Below are 14,705 nucleotides of genomic sequence, written 5' to 3' on the forward strand. Positions count from 1 at the left end.
GAGATGACATACGACGACAGGTACAACCGGAACGACAGGTACGAGGACGACTACCAGTACCAGGAATATCAGGACTATCAGTACGAAGACGATTACGAGTATCCCGCCGACAAACGACAATGGCTGCTGGTCCGCGCTCTACGCGCCCTGAGTGGCACCGTGGCGGCCGGAATCGTGGTCTTGACACTCGTGATCATCGGTTCGGCATATCTGGGCGGCAACCGCGGATTCCCGGGTCCGGGAACAACGTCGATCACCGCGCACATTGCGGCCTCGGTGGTTGCTCTCGCCGCGCAGATCTGGTGCGACCGCAGGCGGGGTATCGCGGCGGTTGCCGGATCGGTGGTCGTGCTCGTGGTGGCGGGGCTGTTGTTGGTGACGCAGTGGTGGGGATGACTGGGTGGGGATGACACGGTGGGGATGACTGGGTGGGGATGACACGGTGGGGATGACTGGGTGGGGATGACACGGTGGGGATGACGGCTCGGGTTCGAGTGTGGTGAGGAATCCGACCGCTTGGAGGATTTGATTGTGATCCGACTCTGGTGGCAAACTGGAGTTACTTCGAGGCGGCGCCACAGCCCGGCCCCGAAGTGCAGGTTTCGTCAGAATTTCTCCCGAAACCTAGATTGCATGGATACGCCAGGGCTCACCCGCCCCACACCATGACGCTTCGGATGTATTGCGGCCCACTTTCTCGCGCACGCCGAATGCTCTTCTTCTCAGTAGTCGTTCGCGGAAGAAATGATCTCTGACCGTTGTGAACGTGGTTTCGCAGCGGTCCGAAGGATTACTTCCCAGTAACCCAGCCCCGCTTGAGGCTGGACTAATCAGGAGTGTCATCGTGTCCCTCGTGACTGAAGCCATCAACGTACCCAAGGTCGAGTTGACCGACGAAGAAATCTTTGCCGCTCACGTCGGTGGCAAGCTCTCGGTCGAGACCACCGCGCCGCTCGATACGCAGCGGGCCCTCTCGATCGCCTACACGCCGGGTGTTGCTCAGGTGAGCCGCGCCATCGCTGCAGACGAAACCCTCGCCGATCGATACACGTGGACCAACCGACTCGTCGTCGTGGTCAGCGACGGCACCGCGGTTCTCGGACTCGGCGACATCGGCCCCCGCGCGTCGCTGCCCGTCATGGAGGGCAAGTCGGCACTGTTCAAGAACTTCGCCGGACTGAACTCCATTCCGCTGGTTCTCGACACCAAGGATCCCGACGAGATCGTCGAGACGCTCATCCGTCTGCGCCCGAGCTTCGGCGCGGTCAACCTCGAGGACATCTCGGCGCCGCGTTGCTTCGAGATCGAGAAGCGCGTCATCGAAGCTCTCGACTGCCCCGTCATGCACGACGATCAGCACGGAACCGCCATCGTGGTCCTCGCGGCACTCAAGGGCGCCGTGAAGGTCCAGAGCCGCGACATCACCACACTCAAGGTCGTCATCTCCGGCGCCGGCGCTGCGGGTGTTGCCTGCGCGAACATCCTGCTCGCCGCCGGAATCAGCGACGTCATCGTGCTGGACTCGAAGGGCATCATCTCGGGTGAGCGCAGCGACCTCAACGACGTGAAGGCAGAACTCGCGGCCCGCACCAATCCCCGTCACCTGCATGGTGGTGCCATCGAGGCTCTCGAAGGTGCTGACGTGTTCCTCGGTGTCTCGGCGGGCAAGATCCCCGAGGAGCTCATCGCTTCGATGGCTCCCGAGTCGATCGTGTTCGCACTCTCCAACCCGGACCCGGAGATTCACCCCGAAACCGCGTCGAAGTACGCGGCGATCGTGGCTACGGGTCGCAGTGATTTCCCGAACCAGATCAACAATGTTCTTGCCTTCCCCGGTGTGTTCAAGGGCGCGCTCGACGCCGGCGCCCGTCGCATCACCGAAGGTATGAAGCTCGCTGCCGCCGAGGCAATCCTGTCGGTGGTCGGCGACGAGTTGGCGGCGGACAAAATCGTCCCCAGCCCACTCGACCCTCGCGTGGCACCCGCAGTAGCGGAAGCCGTCGCGGCCGCAGCGCATGCTGAGGGCGTGACCAGCTAAGAGGGACTACGAAAGCCCCGATCGGAACCCGCACACAAGGTTCCGATCGGGGCTTTTTCGTGTGAACCGATCTACAGACGAGTGAGGTCGGGTGTTCGGCGCAGCCTGCCGGTCCCGGGAACCGATGCCCAGACCACCAGCGCCAGTAAGCCGTCCACGACGAGAGCCACAACCGCGACCAGGATTGCGCCGACGACGACTCGGTCGTACTTGTAGAGTGCGAGACCGTCGAAGATGTACCGGCCGAGGCCGCCGAGGTTGACGTAGGCGGCGACCGTTGCCGTGGCAATCACCTGCAGTGTCGCGTTACGCAGTCCGCCGAGAATCAATGGCAGCGCATTGGGTATCTCGACGCGGAAGAGCACTTGGAGTTCGGTCATACCCATCGCCCGTGCGGCCTCGACGACGCCACGGTCGACGCTGGCGATTCCGGCGTACGTGCCGGCGAGTAGTGGGGGAATACCAAGAATGACGAGGGCGAGAATCGGCGGCATCACTCCCAGACCCATGAGAAGAACGAGGAAGGTCAGCAGGCCGAGAGTGGGCAGTGACCGCAGTGCGTTGACCAGACTGACGACCACGATCTCACCGCGACGCAGATGGCCGATGAGTAATCCGATGGGCACCGCGATCACAGCCGAAAGTGCCACGGCCAGAACGCTGTACCAGAGGTGCTGGAGGATGCGGGTGCCGATTCCGGTGTCGCCGCTCCAATTTCCGGGATCGACGATGAAGTCCCAGGCCCCGGTGAAGATGCTCATACGGGTTCCCCCTCGGCTGACAGGACGGCGGGAACCTTCGACGAGGTCGACGTTCTGGTCCACGGGGTCAGGAATCGGCCGATCAGATAGAGGATCAGATCGAGCGCCAGTGCCAGCACGACGATCGCGATGATGCCCGCAACGATCTGGTCGGGATAGTCGCGGTCGTAGCCTTGTTTGAACAGGACTCCAAGCCCGCCGATTCCGATCAGAGATCCGACTGACACCAGCGAAATATTGGTAACGGCAATAACTCTGATGTTCGCGATCATCACCGGCAGCGCCAATGGCAACTCGACCGTCAGAGCGCGTCGTAGTGGTGTGAAACCGACGGCGGTGGAGGCGTCGATGACGTTGTCCGGCACCGAGTCGAGTGCTTCGGGTACTGCCCGGATGAGCAGTGCCGTCGCATACACGCTGAGTGCGATCACGACGTTGAGAGGATCAAGGGTCTTGAGTCCGAACAACTGGGGGATGGTGACGAACAGCGCGAGCGACGGAATCGTGAACGCAATGCTCGCCAGGGTCAACGTGATTCGGCGCAGCCATCTGACGTTGCGGATCGCTGTTCCGACCGGAACGGCAATCAGGAGACCGATCAGCAAAGGAAGCAGTGCCAGATACAGATGGGTCTTCGAGTAATCCACGACCGTCGAGAAATTGTCGATGAGCCAGCGCATGCCGCTACGACCCGAATCCCTCGGTGAAGGCGACGCGGTTGCGTTCCTCGTCCTCGCGTCGACGCTGATCTGCCAATTTCGCAACGACTTCGGAACCGAGGATCCCGCCGATGACCGCGCCCTCGCCGTCGACGGCAACACCGATACCGGAAGGCGACGAGATTGCCGCATCGAGTGCTTGGCGGAGATCGCCGCCGGGGGAGAACAGCGAACCACCGGCAGACGTCGACTGAGCAAGGGTTCGTCCCGAGCGCAGGCCTTCGACGCCGGTCACGTCGATCCATCCCTGCGGGGTTCCGTTGTCCGTGACCACGAGAACCCATTCGCCCAATTCGAGACGTAGAGCCTTCAATTCGTTCTCGACGGCCGTGCGTATGGGGTGCAACGGAACCTCGTCGGCAGCGCGGAACGACAATCCCCGATAGCCGCGATCGCGTCCGACGAATCCGGCGACAAAATCCGTTGCCGGAGCGGCCAACACGTCGCGAGGTGCCGCCACCTGCTGAAGCCGCCCGCCGGGACCGAAGACGGCAATGTGATCACCGAGTTTGACTGCCTCGTCGATGTCGTGGGTGACAAAGACGATCGTCTTCTTCAGTTCGCTTTGAAGACGGAGCATTTCGGTCTGCAGATCCTCACGCACCACCGGGTCGACGGCGCTGAAGGGCTCGTCCATCAACAGGATCGGCGGATCGGCAGCCAATGCTCGCGCAACTCCCACACGTTGTTGCTGCCCACCCGAGAGTTGCCCGGGATAGCGGGTGGCAAGGGAGATGTCCAGACCGACTCGTTCGAGTACCCCCAACGCGGCTTTGCGCGCTGCGCGGCGGGACTCACCGCGCAGTACCGGAACTGTTGCGACGTTGTCGATCACGGTGCGATGCGGAAGCAAGCCGGCGTTCTGGATGACGTACCCGATGCCGAGACGCAGCTTCACCGCGTCGGTCTGGGCGATGTCACGACCGTCGACGAAGATCTTGCCCGACGTCGGTGTGATCATCCGGTTGATCATGCGCATCGACGTCGTCTTGCCGCACCCGGACGGCCCCACGAACACCGTGAACGACTCGGCCTCGATGGTGAGATCGAGACGGTCGACGGCGGTGGTGCCGTCCGGATACTGCTTGGTGACGCCCTCGAAGGTGATCACGTGACTACGAGACCGGCTTGTCGAGGCCCTGCGCCGTCACCCACGCCTTGGCCGCCGCTGCCGGCTCCGTCTTGGTGTCGCCGGACACCTGGACGTTGAGTGCCAACAACTCTTCGGTGGTGAGCTTGGCGGACACCGCATCGAGGACTGTCTTCAACTTGTCGGAAGACTTCGACGCGCGCAGCACCGGCACCACGTTCTGAGCCGGGAAATTGTTCTTCGGGTCTTCGAGAACCACGAAGTTGTTCTCCGGGATGGAGGCCGACGTCGTGAAGATGTTTGCCGCGGTGATGTCACCGGAGGAGAGAGCCTTCACGGTTGCCGGTCCACCGCCGTCGGCGATCGGAACGAAGTTGGCTGCCGAGATGTCGAGGCCGTAATTGGACTTCAAACCGGGCAATCCGGCTGGACGTTCCTGGAACTCGGCCGGAGCACCGAACTTGACCTCGGCGGAATGCGGAGCCAGATCGGCGATCGTCTTCAGGTTCCACTTGTCAGCCGTTTCCTTCGTGACGACGACGGCGTCCTTGTCCTCGGCGGATGCAGGCGTCGCAATTGCCAATTCCGACCCGAGAGCTGCGGGAAGAGCAGCGAGGACGTCAGCGGAGCTGGTGGCCGTGCTGTCGGGATCCAAGTACTGCAGGAGATTTCCCGTGTAATCCGGAATGACACTGATGGACCCGTCCTTGAGTGCCGGAATGTACGCCTCGCGGCTGCCGACGTTGAACGACGTGGACACATCGAACCCGTTGACACGCAGTGCTTCGGCGTAGATGTTGGCGATCGTCTCGGATTCGGTGAAGTTGGCGGAGCCGACGACGATCGCGTTGGGATCGCTGTTGGAGTCGCCGTCGCTGCTACCGCACGCTGTCAGTGCAGTCAGAGAGACAACGGTTGCCGCGGCTACGAGCCAACGGTTGGAACGAAATCGTGAGGTGCGCATGAGCGTCCTTCCGGTTTTTCGGGCGTCCCGTGTTTCGGGCGTCGGAAACCATTCCCTTGTGGCGAAGCCACCCGAGTGACTTCGACGGCGCCGCCACCGAGTGGCTGCGTCAGGACTGGTTACCGCGCATCGCCCGACAAGTGTAACGATAGGTACCGACATGGCACGGTTTTCGATCCATGGGATTGGATGTGAGGATTTCAGTGAAGAGCACACGCACGAAGTATTCGACTGTTGTTGCAGCACTGATGGTCCTGCCGATTCTCAGCGGATGCGCAAACGGTGATTCGGTGGTAGAGGGTGTCGAAGCGGAGTCTCGTGACCAGATCGTGGTGGCTGCTGACGCATCGGTGGAGAGTTCGGTGTTGGCCGAGGTGTATTCGACGGTGCTCTCCTCCTCCGGCCTGTCGGCTCGCGTCGAATCGGTGGGTGGTGGCCGAAACCAATCACTCGAGGCTCTGGACGCAGCGCGAGTCACTTTGGTGCCCGAGTTCACCGGCGCGCTGCTCGATCACTACGACCCGTCATCCCCGGCCCGCAAGGCCGACGACGTCTTCGAAGCCTTGAGTCGCTCTCTGCCGGAGGGTCTTTCGGTCTCCGACTATGCGATGGCCGAAGATCGTGCGGTCCTCGCACTCGACACCGGATACGCACAGTCGTTGGGAGCGAAGACGATAGAAGCCTTTGCTCCTTCGTGTGCCGCGGCGACGCCGCTCGTCTCCGCGAGATTCGTCGAGGACGGGGCAGTGGAACAGTTGGCCGAGGGCGCCGAGTGTGTCTTCGCCGGTGTCGATCAGGCAACGCCGGCAGACGTACCCGGTGCACAAGTATTTGGAACCACGACGCTGTCGGCGTTGGCACAATCCGATGCCGTCACAGTGCTCGCTGATTCGAATCACGTTCTGGCTGCGCAGAATGTCGTTCCGCTCTTTCGAGCGGGCGCACTGGGAGATTCGGCTGTCAAGGCGCTCAGCGTCGTTGCCGGTGAACTGTCCACCACCGATCTCGCCGCAATGATCGAGCAGGTGCGGACCGGCAGGGCGTCAGCCTCGGAAGTCGCCCGCACCTGGTGGGACACCCGTCAGTGACATGGACGGAGTGGGACACCCGTCAGTGACATGGACGGAGTGGGCCACCCGTCAGTGACTGTTCGAGCCCACTGCTGAACTCGAATCATCCTTGGCACGAATCAGTTTCGATGCGATGAACTGGCCGAGGTCGGAAACGGCGTCTGCTGCTTCCTTCACCAGTGACGCCTGTGCGTGAGCCACGTGCCACAGTCGCGCGTACTCCACCAGGGACACGTCGACGCCGGCAGCGGAGAGCTTGTCGGTGAACGTCATGATCTGCGGGTAGAGGACTTCCTCGGAACCGACGTGAATCCTGGTGGGCGGCAACCCGTCGAGCTTGCCGTGCATCGGCGCGTAGCCAGGATCAGTACGGTCGCCTCCGGCAAGGTAGGCGTCGGCGGCGTCGAAGGACCACGCTGTGTTGACCACCAGGTCGGCCTTTTTGGTGGCACCCCGATCGCCGGGATCGACCCACGGTGAGATCAGTGCAAGCGCGCCGGGGGTCACGCCGTGACGCTCGATCAGACGGATAGCGGTCGCCGCGGCCAGGCCGCCACCGGCCGAATCGCCGGCAATGGCAACGCGGTCTTCCGAATAGTCGAACTCGGTGACCAACTGCATGAAGGCTGAGACCGCGTCGTCGAGAGCGGCGGGATACGGATTCTCCGGCGCGAGACGGTAGTCCAAGGTGAAGACCGCACTGGACGACTCACGGGCGAGATGAGCTGCGAGAGAACGGTGTGTGGACAGCGAACCCAGCGTGTACGCCCCGCCATGCAGGTAGAGAACTGCGGTGGGGCGCTCGGTTGCGCCGACGGTGATCTTCTCTGCCGGTCGGCAAGCCAGCTCCAACGGGCGCACGACGGCGCCCGCTGGAACCTGCTGTAGCGGTGCCCCGGCCTCGAGCAACAGACGTTGAATCCGATACGGCAGCCGCGAGTTGAAAGCCAGACGGAAGTACGGCTTCAACAAGAATGCGACCACGGGCAGCGGAAGGGTGAACGTGCTCACCGGCAGGGCTCCTGACTCTTTATGCGAACTGCGCTGTGAAACGAACTGCGCTGTGAAACGAACTCAGCTGGACTTGGGCATCATTCGGCCGGCGACGATCGCGACGATGCGCTGGTAGCCCGATCCTACGAGGCGAACCCAGGCGTCGAGTGCGATTGCGTCCATCCCGATGAGAACTCGCGGCTTGCTCTTGCGAACACCGTTGACGATCGTCTTGGCGGCGTCCTCCGGTGTGGTGCGTGCGAGCTTGCGGTCGAAGAACTCGGAGAAGACCGCAAGATCTTCACCCGGGCCTGCGGTGGCGTTGCGTGCGATGGCCGTCTTGATTCCGCCCGGGTGCACACAGGTCACCTTCACCGGGTGCTTGGCGATCAGCATTTCCTGGCGAAGCGACTCGGTGAAACCGCGAACGGCGAACTTGGCCGAGTTGTATGCGCTCTGACCCGGCATCGACAGCAGACCGAAGAGGCTCGACACGTTCACGATGTGCCCGTCACCGGAGGCGATGACGTGGGGAAGGAATGCCTTGGTGCCGTTGACAACTCCCCAGAAGTCTACGTCCATGACACGTTCGAAGTCCTTGAACTCGGACTTCTCGAAGGTGCCGTGGTAGGCGATTCCGGCGTTGTTGTAGATCTGGTTGACCTTGCCGAAATGGGCGACAACCGCGTCGGCGTACTCGAGAACCGCTTCGCGCTGGGTGACGTCGAGATGGTCCGACTTCACCTCGGCGCCGATGGCTTCCACCAGACGCGTTGTCTCGGCGAGCCCGATGGTGTCCACGTCGGAGATTGCCAACTTGGCGCCCTGGCCGGCCAGGTTCAGTGCTAGTGCGCGACCGATGCCCGATCCCGCTCCGGTGATGACTACGACCTTGCCTGCAAAATCACTCATTGTGCTACTGCCTTCTCGTCGTCGAGGTCGATCTGTGAAGTGGTCGCGGTGCCGACGGCGCCAAGATCCGAGGTGGCGACGCTGCGGTATGCCGCGAGGTCGAAATGCTTGGTGGCATTGCGGAACTGGAAGGTGAAGCCAGGCCACAGGGTGGTGTTGTTTCCGTGCTTGTCCATGTACCAGCTGGCGCAACCGCCGTTGTTCCACACGCTCTTGGACATAGCTGCCTGCAGGTCCTTGTTGTACTTGTCCTGCTTGTCCTTGCGCACCTCGATGGTGCCGATGTCGTACTTGTCGATGGTGGCGATCGCGTCGACCAGGTAGTTGATCTGCGACTCGATCATGAAGACCATCGACGAATGTCCGAGGCCGGTGTTGGGTCCGACGAGGAAGAACATGTTGGGGAAGTTGGCAACTGCCGCGCCCTTGTATCCCTGCATGCCGGTCTCTTCGAAGACCTCGGCGAGCGAGCGTCCGTCCTTGCCGAAGATTCCCGCGAAGGTGGGGGAGTCGGTGACGTGGAATCCGGTCGCCACGACGATGGCATCGATCTCACGCGTGGTGCCGGTCTTCGAGACGATCCCGTTGGCGGTGACCTCCTCGATGCCTTCGGTCACCAGGTCGACATTGTCCTGGGCGAGGGTGGGGAAGTAGTTGTTCGAGATCAGCATGCGCTTGCAGCCGATCTGGAAGTTGGGCATGACCTTCTTGCGAAGATCCTTGTCCTTGATCTGGGCCTTCAGGTGACGCTCGGCGGCGAACTGCAGCGGCTTCATGAAGACCGGCGCCTTGGCCAGGCCGACGACCTGCGTCTCTCGCATCCAGTAGATACCGGTGCGGCACAACTTCTGGAAGCCGGGGAGGTACTTGAACGCGAGGTGCTCGATCTTGGTGTACTCGCGGTCTGCGCGGGGCAGGATCCACGGCGCCGTGCGCTGGTACACGTCGAGATGCGAGACCTTCTTGCCGATGGCCGGCACGATCTGGATGGCCGAGGCGCCGGTTCCGATGACGGCCACACGCTTGCCGGTCAGATCGGCGTCGTGGTTCCAACGCGAGGAGTGGAAGATCTCGCCCTTGAAGCCGTCGATGCCCTTGATGTCCGGAAGTGAAGGCTCACACAATGCGCCGACGGCCGAGACGACGATCTTTGCGACGAATTCGCCCTTGTTGGTGCTGACGTGCCACCGAGCAGACGCCTCGTCCCAGCGTGCGGAGAGAACGTCGCAGTCGAAGATGTGCTTGTCGAGCACCTTGTGGCGGTTGGCCACCGACTGGATGTACTTGTAGATCTCGGGCTGAGTGGAGAAGGAGCGCGTCCACTCCGGATTGAGTGCAAAAGAGTACGAGTACAAATGCGACGGCACGTCACACGCGGCGCCCGGGTAGCTGTTGTCACGCCAGGTCCCGCCGACGTCGTTGCCGCGCTCGAGAACGACGTAGTCGGTGATGCCGGCCTGTGCCAGTTTGATCGCCGCACCGAGACCGGCGAAACCACTGCCGATGATCAGTGTGCCGACGTGGCGAGTATCCGCGGCAGGTGCTGAGGTATCTGTAACTGGAAGACTCATGTAGGGAACGATATGCCTTTATTGAGTCACGGTCAATAGCTTATTGACGAATATTCAGTAGTCTATTGGGCATGGACGCAGTAAAGCGAACGCGGCTCGACCCTGCGCAACGCCGAGCGCAACTCATCGACCTCGGGGCGCGGATGCTGGCCGAACGGCCGCTCGAACAGATTTCCGTCGAGGACATCGCCGATCAGGCTGGTGTCTCGCGGGGGCTTCTGTTCCACTACTTCGCGTCGAAAAGCGAGTTCCATCTGGCGATCGTCCGACACAGCAGTGAACAGATGCTCCAGCGCACCGAGCCGAGCGAGTCGGACGATCCGATGCTCACCCTCCGCTCGGTGCTGGCGTCGTACGTCGACTACGTGACCGAGAACCGCAATACCTACGTCTCGCTGCTCCGGGGGACCGCCAGCGGGGATCCGCAGATGCGTGAGGTGTTCGAGCAGACTCGCGACATCATGGCCAAGAGAACCCTCGATCAGCTCCCGAAGATCGGCCTGACTCGAACACCTCAGGTGGAGTTGGCCGTTCGCGGTTGGATCGCGTTTGTCGAGGAAGCCACCATCAGTTGGCTCCGAGCGCCCGCCATCACCCGCGAGGAACTGATCGACCTGACGGTTCAGTCGTTGCCCGCGTTGGCACTGGCCGCCGTCGGCTTCGATGCCGGGCCGGATCTGGGTCTGCTGCAATCGAATTGACGTGAACGCAGAAAGGCCGGGCCCCACACTCCTTGCGGAATGTGGGGCCCGGCCCTTGTCAAATTACTGAGATCAGTTGGTCGGCAGGAACGCCTCGTCCAAGATCTCCTGCTGCTCCACCGCGTGGACCTTGCTCGATCCCGAAGAGGGAGCGGACATCGGACGACGCGAGATGCGCTTGATACCGGTCAAGGTCTCCGGCAGAAGGTCCGGCAGAGCCAGCCCGAGGAACGGCCACGCACCCTGGTTTGCGGGCTCTTCCTGGACCCAACGGAACTGATCCGCATTCGGGTAACGGTCCAGGGTCTCCTTGAGGCGACGCTTCGGCACGGGGTAGAGCTGCTCCATGCGCACGATGGCGATGTCGTCACGCTCGTCCTTGTGCTTCTTCGCCAGGAGTTCCCAGTACAGCTTGCCGCTGACCAGCAGAACCCGCTTGACCGATTCGCGTGCGCTTTCGCCGCTCTCGTATGCCGGCTCCTCGAAGACCGAACGGAACTTGCCCGTCGTGAAGTCCTCGACGTTGCTGACGGCAGCCTTGTTACGCAGCATCGACTTGGGCGTGAAAACCACCAGCGGACGGCGGATGCCGTCGAGGTGATGGCGACGCAGCAGGTGGAAGTAGCTGGCCGGAGTCGACGGAACCGCAACGGTCATCGAGCCTTCTGCACACAGCTGAAGGAAACGCTCGATGCGACCGGAGGTGTGGTCCGGACCCTGACCCTCGTGACCGTGCGGCAGGAGCAGCACGACGTCGGAGAGCTGACCCCACTTGGCCTCACCCGAAGAGATGAACTCGTCGATGATGGTCTGCGCGCCGTTGACGAAGTCACCGAACTGCGCTTCCCACAGGACCAGAGCGTCGGGGTTACCGACCGAGTAGCCGTACTCGAAGCCCAGACCTGCGTACTCGGTGAGTGCGGAGTCGTAGACCATGAACTTGCCGCCGTTTTCGGCGTCGGCAGCGATCTTGGCGATCGGGCTGTACTCGTTGCCGGTCTTGCGGTCGATGAGGACCGAGTGACGCTGCGTGAACGTTCCTCGCTTGGAGTCCTGACCCGCGAGGCGGATCAAGGCGCCCTGCTCGGCCAACGAGCCGAACGCAAGCAATTCTGCGAACGCCCAGTCGACATGTCCCTCACGGGCCATCTCGCGGCGCTTCTCGGCAACCGGCTTGACGCGCGGGTGAACGGTGAAGCCGTCGGGGACGTTGACGAACGCATCACCGATGCGCTCGAGGACCTCGGGAGCGACAGCCGTGGTCAGGCGAGCCGGGGGAGTCTGGTCGAGTTCGACGGACTCGGACGGTTCGGGCTGGAACTTCTCGAGTTCACGGACCTCGTTGAAGACCCGTTCGAGCTGGCCCTGGTAGTCGCGAAGTGCGTCTTCGGCTTCCTTGAGCGAGATGTCACCGCGGCCGATGAGGGACTCGGTGTAGCTCTTACGAACGCTGCGCTTGGTGTCGATGACGTCGTACATGGCCGGCTGGGTCATCGACGGGTCGTCGCCCTCGTTGTGACCGCGACGGCGGTAGCAGATGAGGTCGATGACAACGTCCTTGCCGAACTTCTCACGGAAGTCGACGGCCAGCTGAGCAACCCAGACGCAAGCCTCGGGGTCGTCGCCGTTGACGTGGAAGACCGGTGCGGCGATCATCTTCGCGACGTCGGTGCAGTACTCGGACGAGCGTGAATGTTCCGGAGCGGTGGTGAAGCCGACCTGGTTGTTCACGACGATGTGCACGGTGCCACCGGTGCGGTAACCGCGAAGCAGCGAGAGGTTGAGCGTCTCGGCGACAACGCCCTGACCGGCGAATGCAGCGTCACCGTGCAGCATGAGCGGCAGGACGGTGAAGCCTTCTTCACCCTTGTCGAGGATGTCCTGCTTGGCGCGGACCAGGCCTTCGAGAACCGGGTCGACGGCCTCGAGGTGCGATGGGTTTGCGGTCAAGGAGACAGCGATGTCGTTGTCACCGAACATCTGGATGTACGTTCCGCTGGCACCCAAGTGGTACTTCACGTCGCCGGAGCCGTGAGCGGCTGCCGGGTTCATGTTGCCCTCGAACTCCGTGAAGATCTTGGAGTACGGCTTGCCGACGATGTTGGCAAGCACGTTGAGACGGCCACGGTGCGGCATGCCGATGACGACCTCGTCGAGCTGGTGCTCGGCGGCCTGGTCGATCACGGCGTCCATCATCGGGATGACGGCTTCGGCGCCTTCGAGCGAGAAGCGCTTCTGGCCGACGTACTTGGTCTGCAGGAACGTCTCGAAGGCCTCGGCGGCGTTGAGCTTGCTCAGGATGTACTTCTGCTGAGCGACCGAAGGCTTGGCGTGATGGCCCTCGACGCGGTCCTGGATCCACTGACGCTGATCCGTCTCGAGGATGTGCGTGTACTCGACGCCGACGTGGCGGCAGTACGCGTCGCGCAGCACGCTCAACACGTCGCGCAGCTTCATCTTCTCTTGACCGTGGAAGCCGCCGACCTTGAACTCACGGTCCAGATCCCACAGCGTCAGGCCGTGGCTGATGACGTCGAGGTCGGGGTGGCTGTGGAACTTGTCCTTGACGAACTGCAACGGGTCCGTGTCGGCCATGAGGTGGCCGCGGTCACGGTATGCAGCGATCAGTTCGAGAACGCGGGTGTTCTTGTCGACAGCGCCTTCCGGCACGTCCTTGCGCCACCGCACCGGCTCGTACGGGTTGCCGAGCGCGTGGAAGATCTCGTCGTAGAACTCGTCGCTGATCAGCAGGTTGTGGATCGTGCGCAGGAAATCGCCCGACTCGGCACCCTGGATGATGCGGTGATCGTAGGTCGAGGTGAGAGTCATCAACTTGCCGACGCCCATCTCGGCCAGCTTCTCGTCGCTGGCGCCCTGGAACTCGGCGGGGTATTCCATCGCGCCGGCACCGATGATGGCGCCCTGGCCCTTCATCAGGCGAGGAACGGAGTGAACCGTGCCGATACCGCCCGGGTTGGTCAGCGAAATGGTGACGCCGGTGAAGTCTTCGCCGGTGAGCTTGCCTTCACGGGCGCGTCGGACGATGTCCTCGTATGCCGCGTGGAACTGGACGAAGTTCATCGACTCGGTGTTCCGGATGGCGGCAACTACCAGTGAGCGGTTGCCGTCCTTTCCGGGAAGGTCGATCGCGAGTCCGAGATTGGTGTGCTCGGGCGTGACCGCGTTCGGCTTGCCGTCGATTTCGGCGAAGTGCCGGTTCATGTTGGGGAACGCGTTGACTGCCTGGACGATCGCGTAACCCAAGAGGTGGGTGAACGAGATCTTGCCGCCGCGGGTACGCGCGAGGTGGTTGTTGATGACGATGCGGTTGTCGAACATCAGCTTCGCGGGGATGGCACGCACGCTGGTTGCAGTCGGGATCTCGAGCGAGAGCGACATGTTCTTGACGACTGCGGCTGCGGCGCCGCGGAGAACCTTGGTTTCCTCGGCTCCGCCGGCAGGGGCGGGCTTGGCAGTAGCGGCCGCGGGCTTGGCTGCTGCGGGCTGGGCCGGGGCGGCCTTGGCGGCGGGCGCTGCCGTCTTCGCGGGGGCCGGAGCGCCAGCCTTGGCAGCCGGCGCAGGAGGTGCGGTCTTGGGGGCGGGAGGCGTGGCCTTGGGAGCAGCAGGCGGAGCTACAACAGCGGCGGGTGCAGCCGCGTTGCCGTTCGAGGCAGTCCCGTTTCCACCTCCCGTGTTCGCCGAGTCCGGCGAGTAATCGGTCAAGAATTCGTGCCAACTGGGATCCACGGACGACGGATCGTCCTGGAAGCGTTGGTACATCTCGTCAACCAGCCACTGGTTCTGTCCGAATTGGGATGTAGAACTGCTGCTCACGGCAGGTGTTCGCCTCGTTTCTATTTCGGTACCCGATCAGAGCGCCTATATA

Annotated in this window: 12 protein-coding genes; 4 read left to right on the forward strand and 8 right to left on the reverse strand. The window is 62.5% G+C overall.

Annotated features, from left to right (window positions below; all coding sequences use genetic code 11):
* Positions 1–3 precede the first annotated feature (3 nt).
* The gene (locus tag QRN54_RS30665; RefSeq protein ID WP_285183851.1) at positions 4–396 is read left to right on the forward strand and encodes a hypothetical protein; all 393 of its coding nucleotides are present in this window, start codon (positions 4–6) and stop codon (positions 394–396) included.
* Positions 397–844: 448 nt separating this feature from the next.
* On the forward strand, positions 845–2,038 hold the full coding sequence (locus QRN54_RS30670) for an NAD(P)-dependent malic enzyme (RefSeq protein WP_285183852.1): 1,194 nt from the start codon (positions 845–847) through the stop codon (positions 2,036–2,038).
* Positions 2,039–2,109: 71 nt separating this feature from the next.
* On the opposite strand, the gene QRN54_RS30675 is transcribed toward QRN54_RS30670, so the two are convergent.
* The 4 genes from QRN54_RS30675 to QRN54_RS30690 are packed head-to-tail and all read right to left on the reverse strand — an operon-like array spanning position 2,110 to position 5,572.
* On the reverse strand, positions 2,110–2,799 hold the full coding sequence (locus tag QRN54_RS30675; RefSeq protein WP_003945081.1) for an ABC transporter permease: 690 nt from the start codon (positions 2,797–2,799) through the stop codon (positions 2,110–2,112).
* On the reverse strand, positions 2,796–3,479 hold the full coding sequence (locus QRN54_RS30680; protein WP_007736121.1) for an ABC transporter permease: 684 nt from the start codon (positions 3,477–3,479) through the stop codon (positions 2,796–2,798). Before QRN54_RS30680 ends, QRN54_RS30675 begins: the two co-directional genes overlap by 4 nt.
* Positions 3,480–3,483: 4 nt before the next feature.
* Positions 3,484–4,629: an ABC transporter ATP-binding protein gene (locus QRN54_RS30685; protein ID WP_030536933.1), complete on the reverse strand. Its 1,146-nt coding sequence runs from the start codon at positions 4,627–4,629 to the stop codon at positions 3,484–3,486.
* A 4-nt stretch (positions 4,630–4,633) separates the two neighbouring features.
* Positions 4,634–5,572 carry an ABC transporter substrate-binding protein gene (locus tag QRN54_RS30690; RefSeq protein ID WP_003945094.1) on the reverse strand — a complete coding sequence of 313 codons (939 nt, stop codon included), beginning with the start codon at positions 5,570–5,572 and terminating at the stop codon, positions 4,634–4,636.
* Between the two features lie 203 nt (positions 5,573–5,775).
* Here QRN54_RS30690 and QRN54_RS30695 point away from each other — a divergent pair, with 203 nt between their 5' ends.
* Complete coding sequence (locus tag QRN54_RS30695) at positions 5,776–6,660, forward strand: ABC transporter substrate-binding protein (protein ID WP_285183853.1); 885 nt, start codon at positions 5,776–5,778, stop codon at positions 6,658–6,660.
* A 51-nt stretch (positions 6,661–6,711) separates the two neighbouring features.
* On the opposite strand, the gene QRN54_RS30700 is transcribed toward QRN54_RS30695, so the two are convergent.
* The 3 genes from QRN54_RS30700 to QRN54_RS30710 form a co-directional block, all read right to left on the reverse strand.
* Positions 6,712–7,653 (reverse strand): alpha/beta hydrolase fold domain-containing protein, encoded by a 942-nt coding sequence (locus QRN54_RS30700; RefSeq protein ID WP_007736126.1) that lies wholly within the window; start codon positions 7,651–7,653, stop codon positions 6,712–6,714.
* Between the two features lie 63 nt (positions 7,654–7,716).
* A complete protein-coding gene (locus QRN54_RS30705; RefSeq protein ID WP_007736128.1) occupies positions 7,717–8,547 on the reverse strand; it encodes an SDR family NAD(P)-dependent oxidoreductase in 831 nt (276 codons plus the stop codon).
* Positions 8,544–10,118, reverse strand: coding sequence for a flavin-containing monooxygenase (locus QRN54_RS30710; RefSeq protein WP_003945071.1), 1,575 nt, complete (start codon positions 10,116–10,118; stop codon positions 8,544–8,546). Before QRN54_RS30710 ends, QRN54_RS30705 begins: the two co-directional genes overlap by 4 nt.
* Before the next feature lie 71 nt (positions 10,119–10,189).
* On the opposite strand from QRN54_RS30710, the gene QRN54_RS30715 reads away from it, so the two are divergent.
* Positions 10,190–10,819 (forward strand): TetR/AcrR family transcriptional regulator, encoded by a 630-nt coding sequence (locus tag QRN54_RS30715; RefSeq protein ID WP_007736130.1) that lies wholly within the window; start codon positions 10,190–10,192, stop codon positions 10,817–10,819.
* A 72-nt stretch (positions 10,820–10,891) separates the two neighbouring features.
* Here the strand turns inward: QRN54_RS30715 and QRN54_RS30720 are convergent, their stop codons facing one another.
* Entirely contained in the window at positions 10,892–14,653 is a 3,762-nt protein-coding gene (locus QRN54_RS30720; RefSeq protein WP_058037433.1) for a multifunctional oxoglutarate decarboxylase/oxoglutarate dehydrogenase thiamine pyrophosphate-binding subunit/dihydrolipoyllysine-residue succinyltransferase subunit, read from the reverse strand.
* Positions 14,654–14,705: the final 52 nt, after the last annotated feature.

It is taken from the genome of Rhodococcus sp. MEB032 (genome assembly GCF_030208925.1).
Classification (GTDB): Bacteria; Actinomycetota; Actinomycetes; order Mycobacteriales; family Mycobacteriaceae; genus Rhodococcus_F; species Rhodococcus_F qingshengii.

What these genes read in the sequence shown, in the direction of transcription:
- QRN54_RS30665 (WP_285183851.1), top strand. Translation starts at nt 4, where the DNA reads ATGACATACGACGACAGGTACAACCGGAACGACAGGTACGAGGACGAC.
- QRN54_RS30675 (WP_003945081.1), bottom strand. Translation starts at nt 2,799, where the DNA reads ATGAGCATCTTCACCGGGGCCTGGGACTTCATCGTCGATCCCGGAAAT.
- QRN54_RS30680 (WP_007736121.1), bottom strand. Translation starts at nt 3,479, where the DNA reads ATGCGCTGGCTCATCGACAATTTCTCGACGGTCGTGGATTACTCGAAG.
- QRN54_RS30690 (WP_003945094.1), bottom strand. Translation starts at nt 5,572, where the DNA reads ATGCGCACCTCACGATTTCGTTCCAACCGTTGGCTCGTAGCCGCGGCA.
- QRN54_RS30705 (WP_007736128.1), bottom strand. Translation starts at nt 8,547, where the DNA reads ATGAGTGATTTTGCAGGCAAGGTCGTAGTCATCACCGGAGCGGGATCG.
- QRN54_RS30710 (WP_003945071.1), bottom strand. Translation starts at nt 10,118, where the DNA reads ATGAGTCTTCCAGTTACAGATACCTCAGCACCTGCCGCGGATACTCGC.
- QRN54_RS30715 (WP_007736130.1), top strand. Translation starts at nt 10,190, where the DNA reads ATGGACGCAGTAAAGCGAACGCGGCTCGACCCTGCGCAACGCCGAGCG.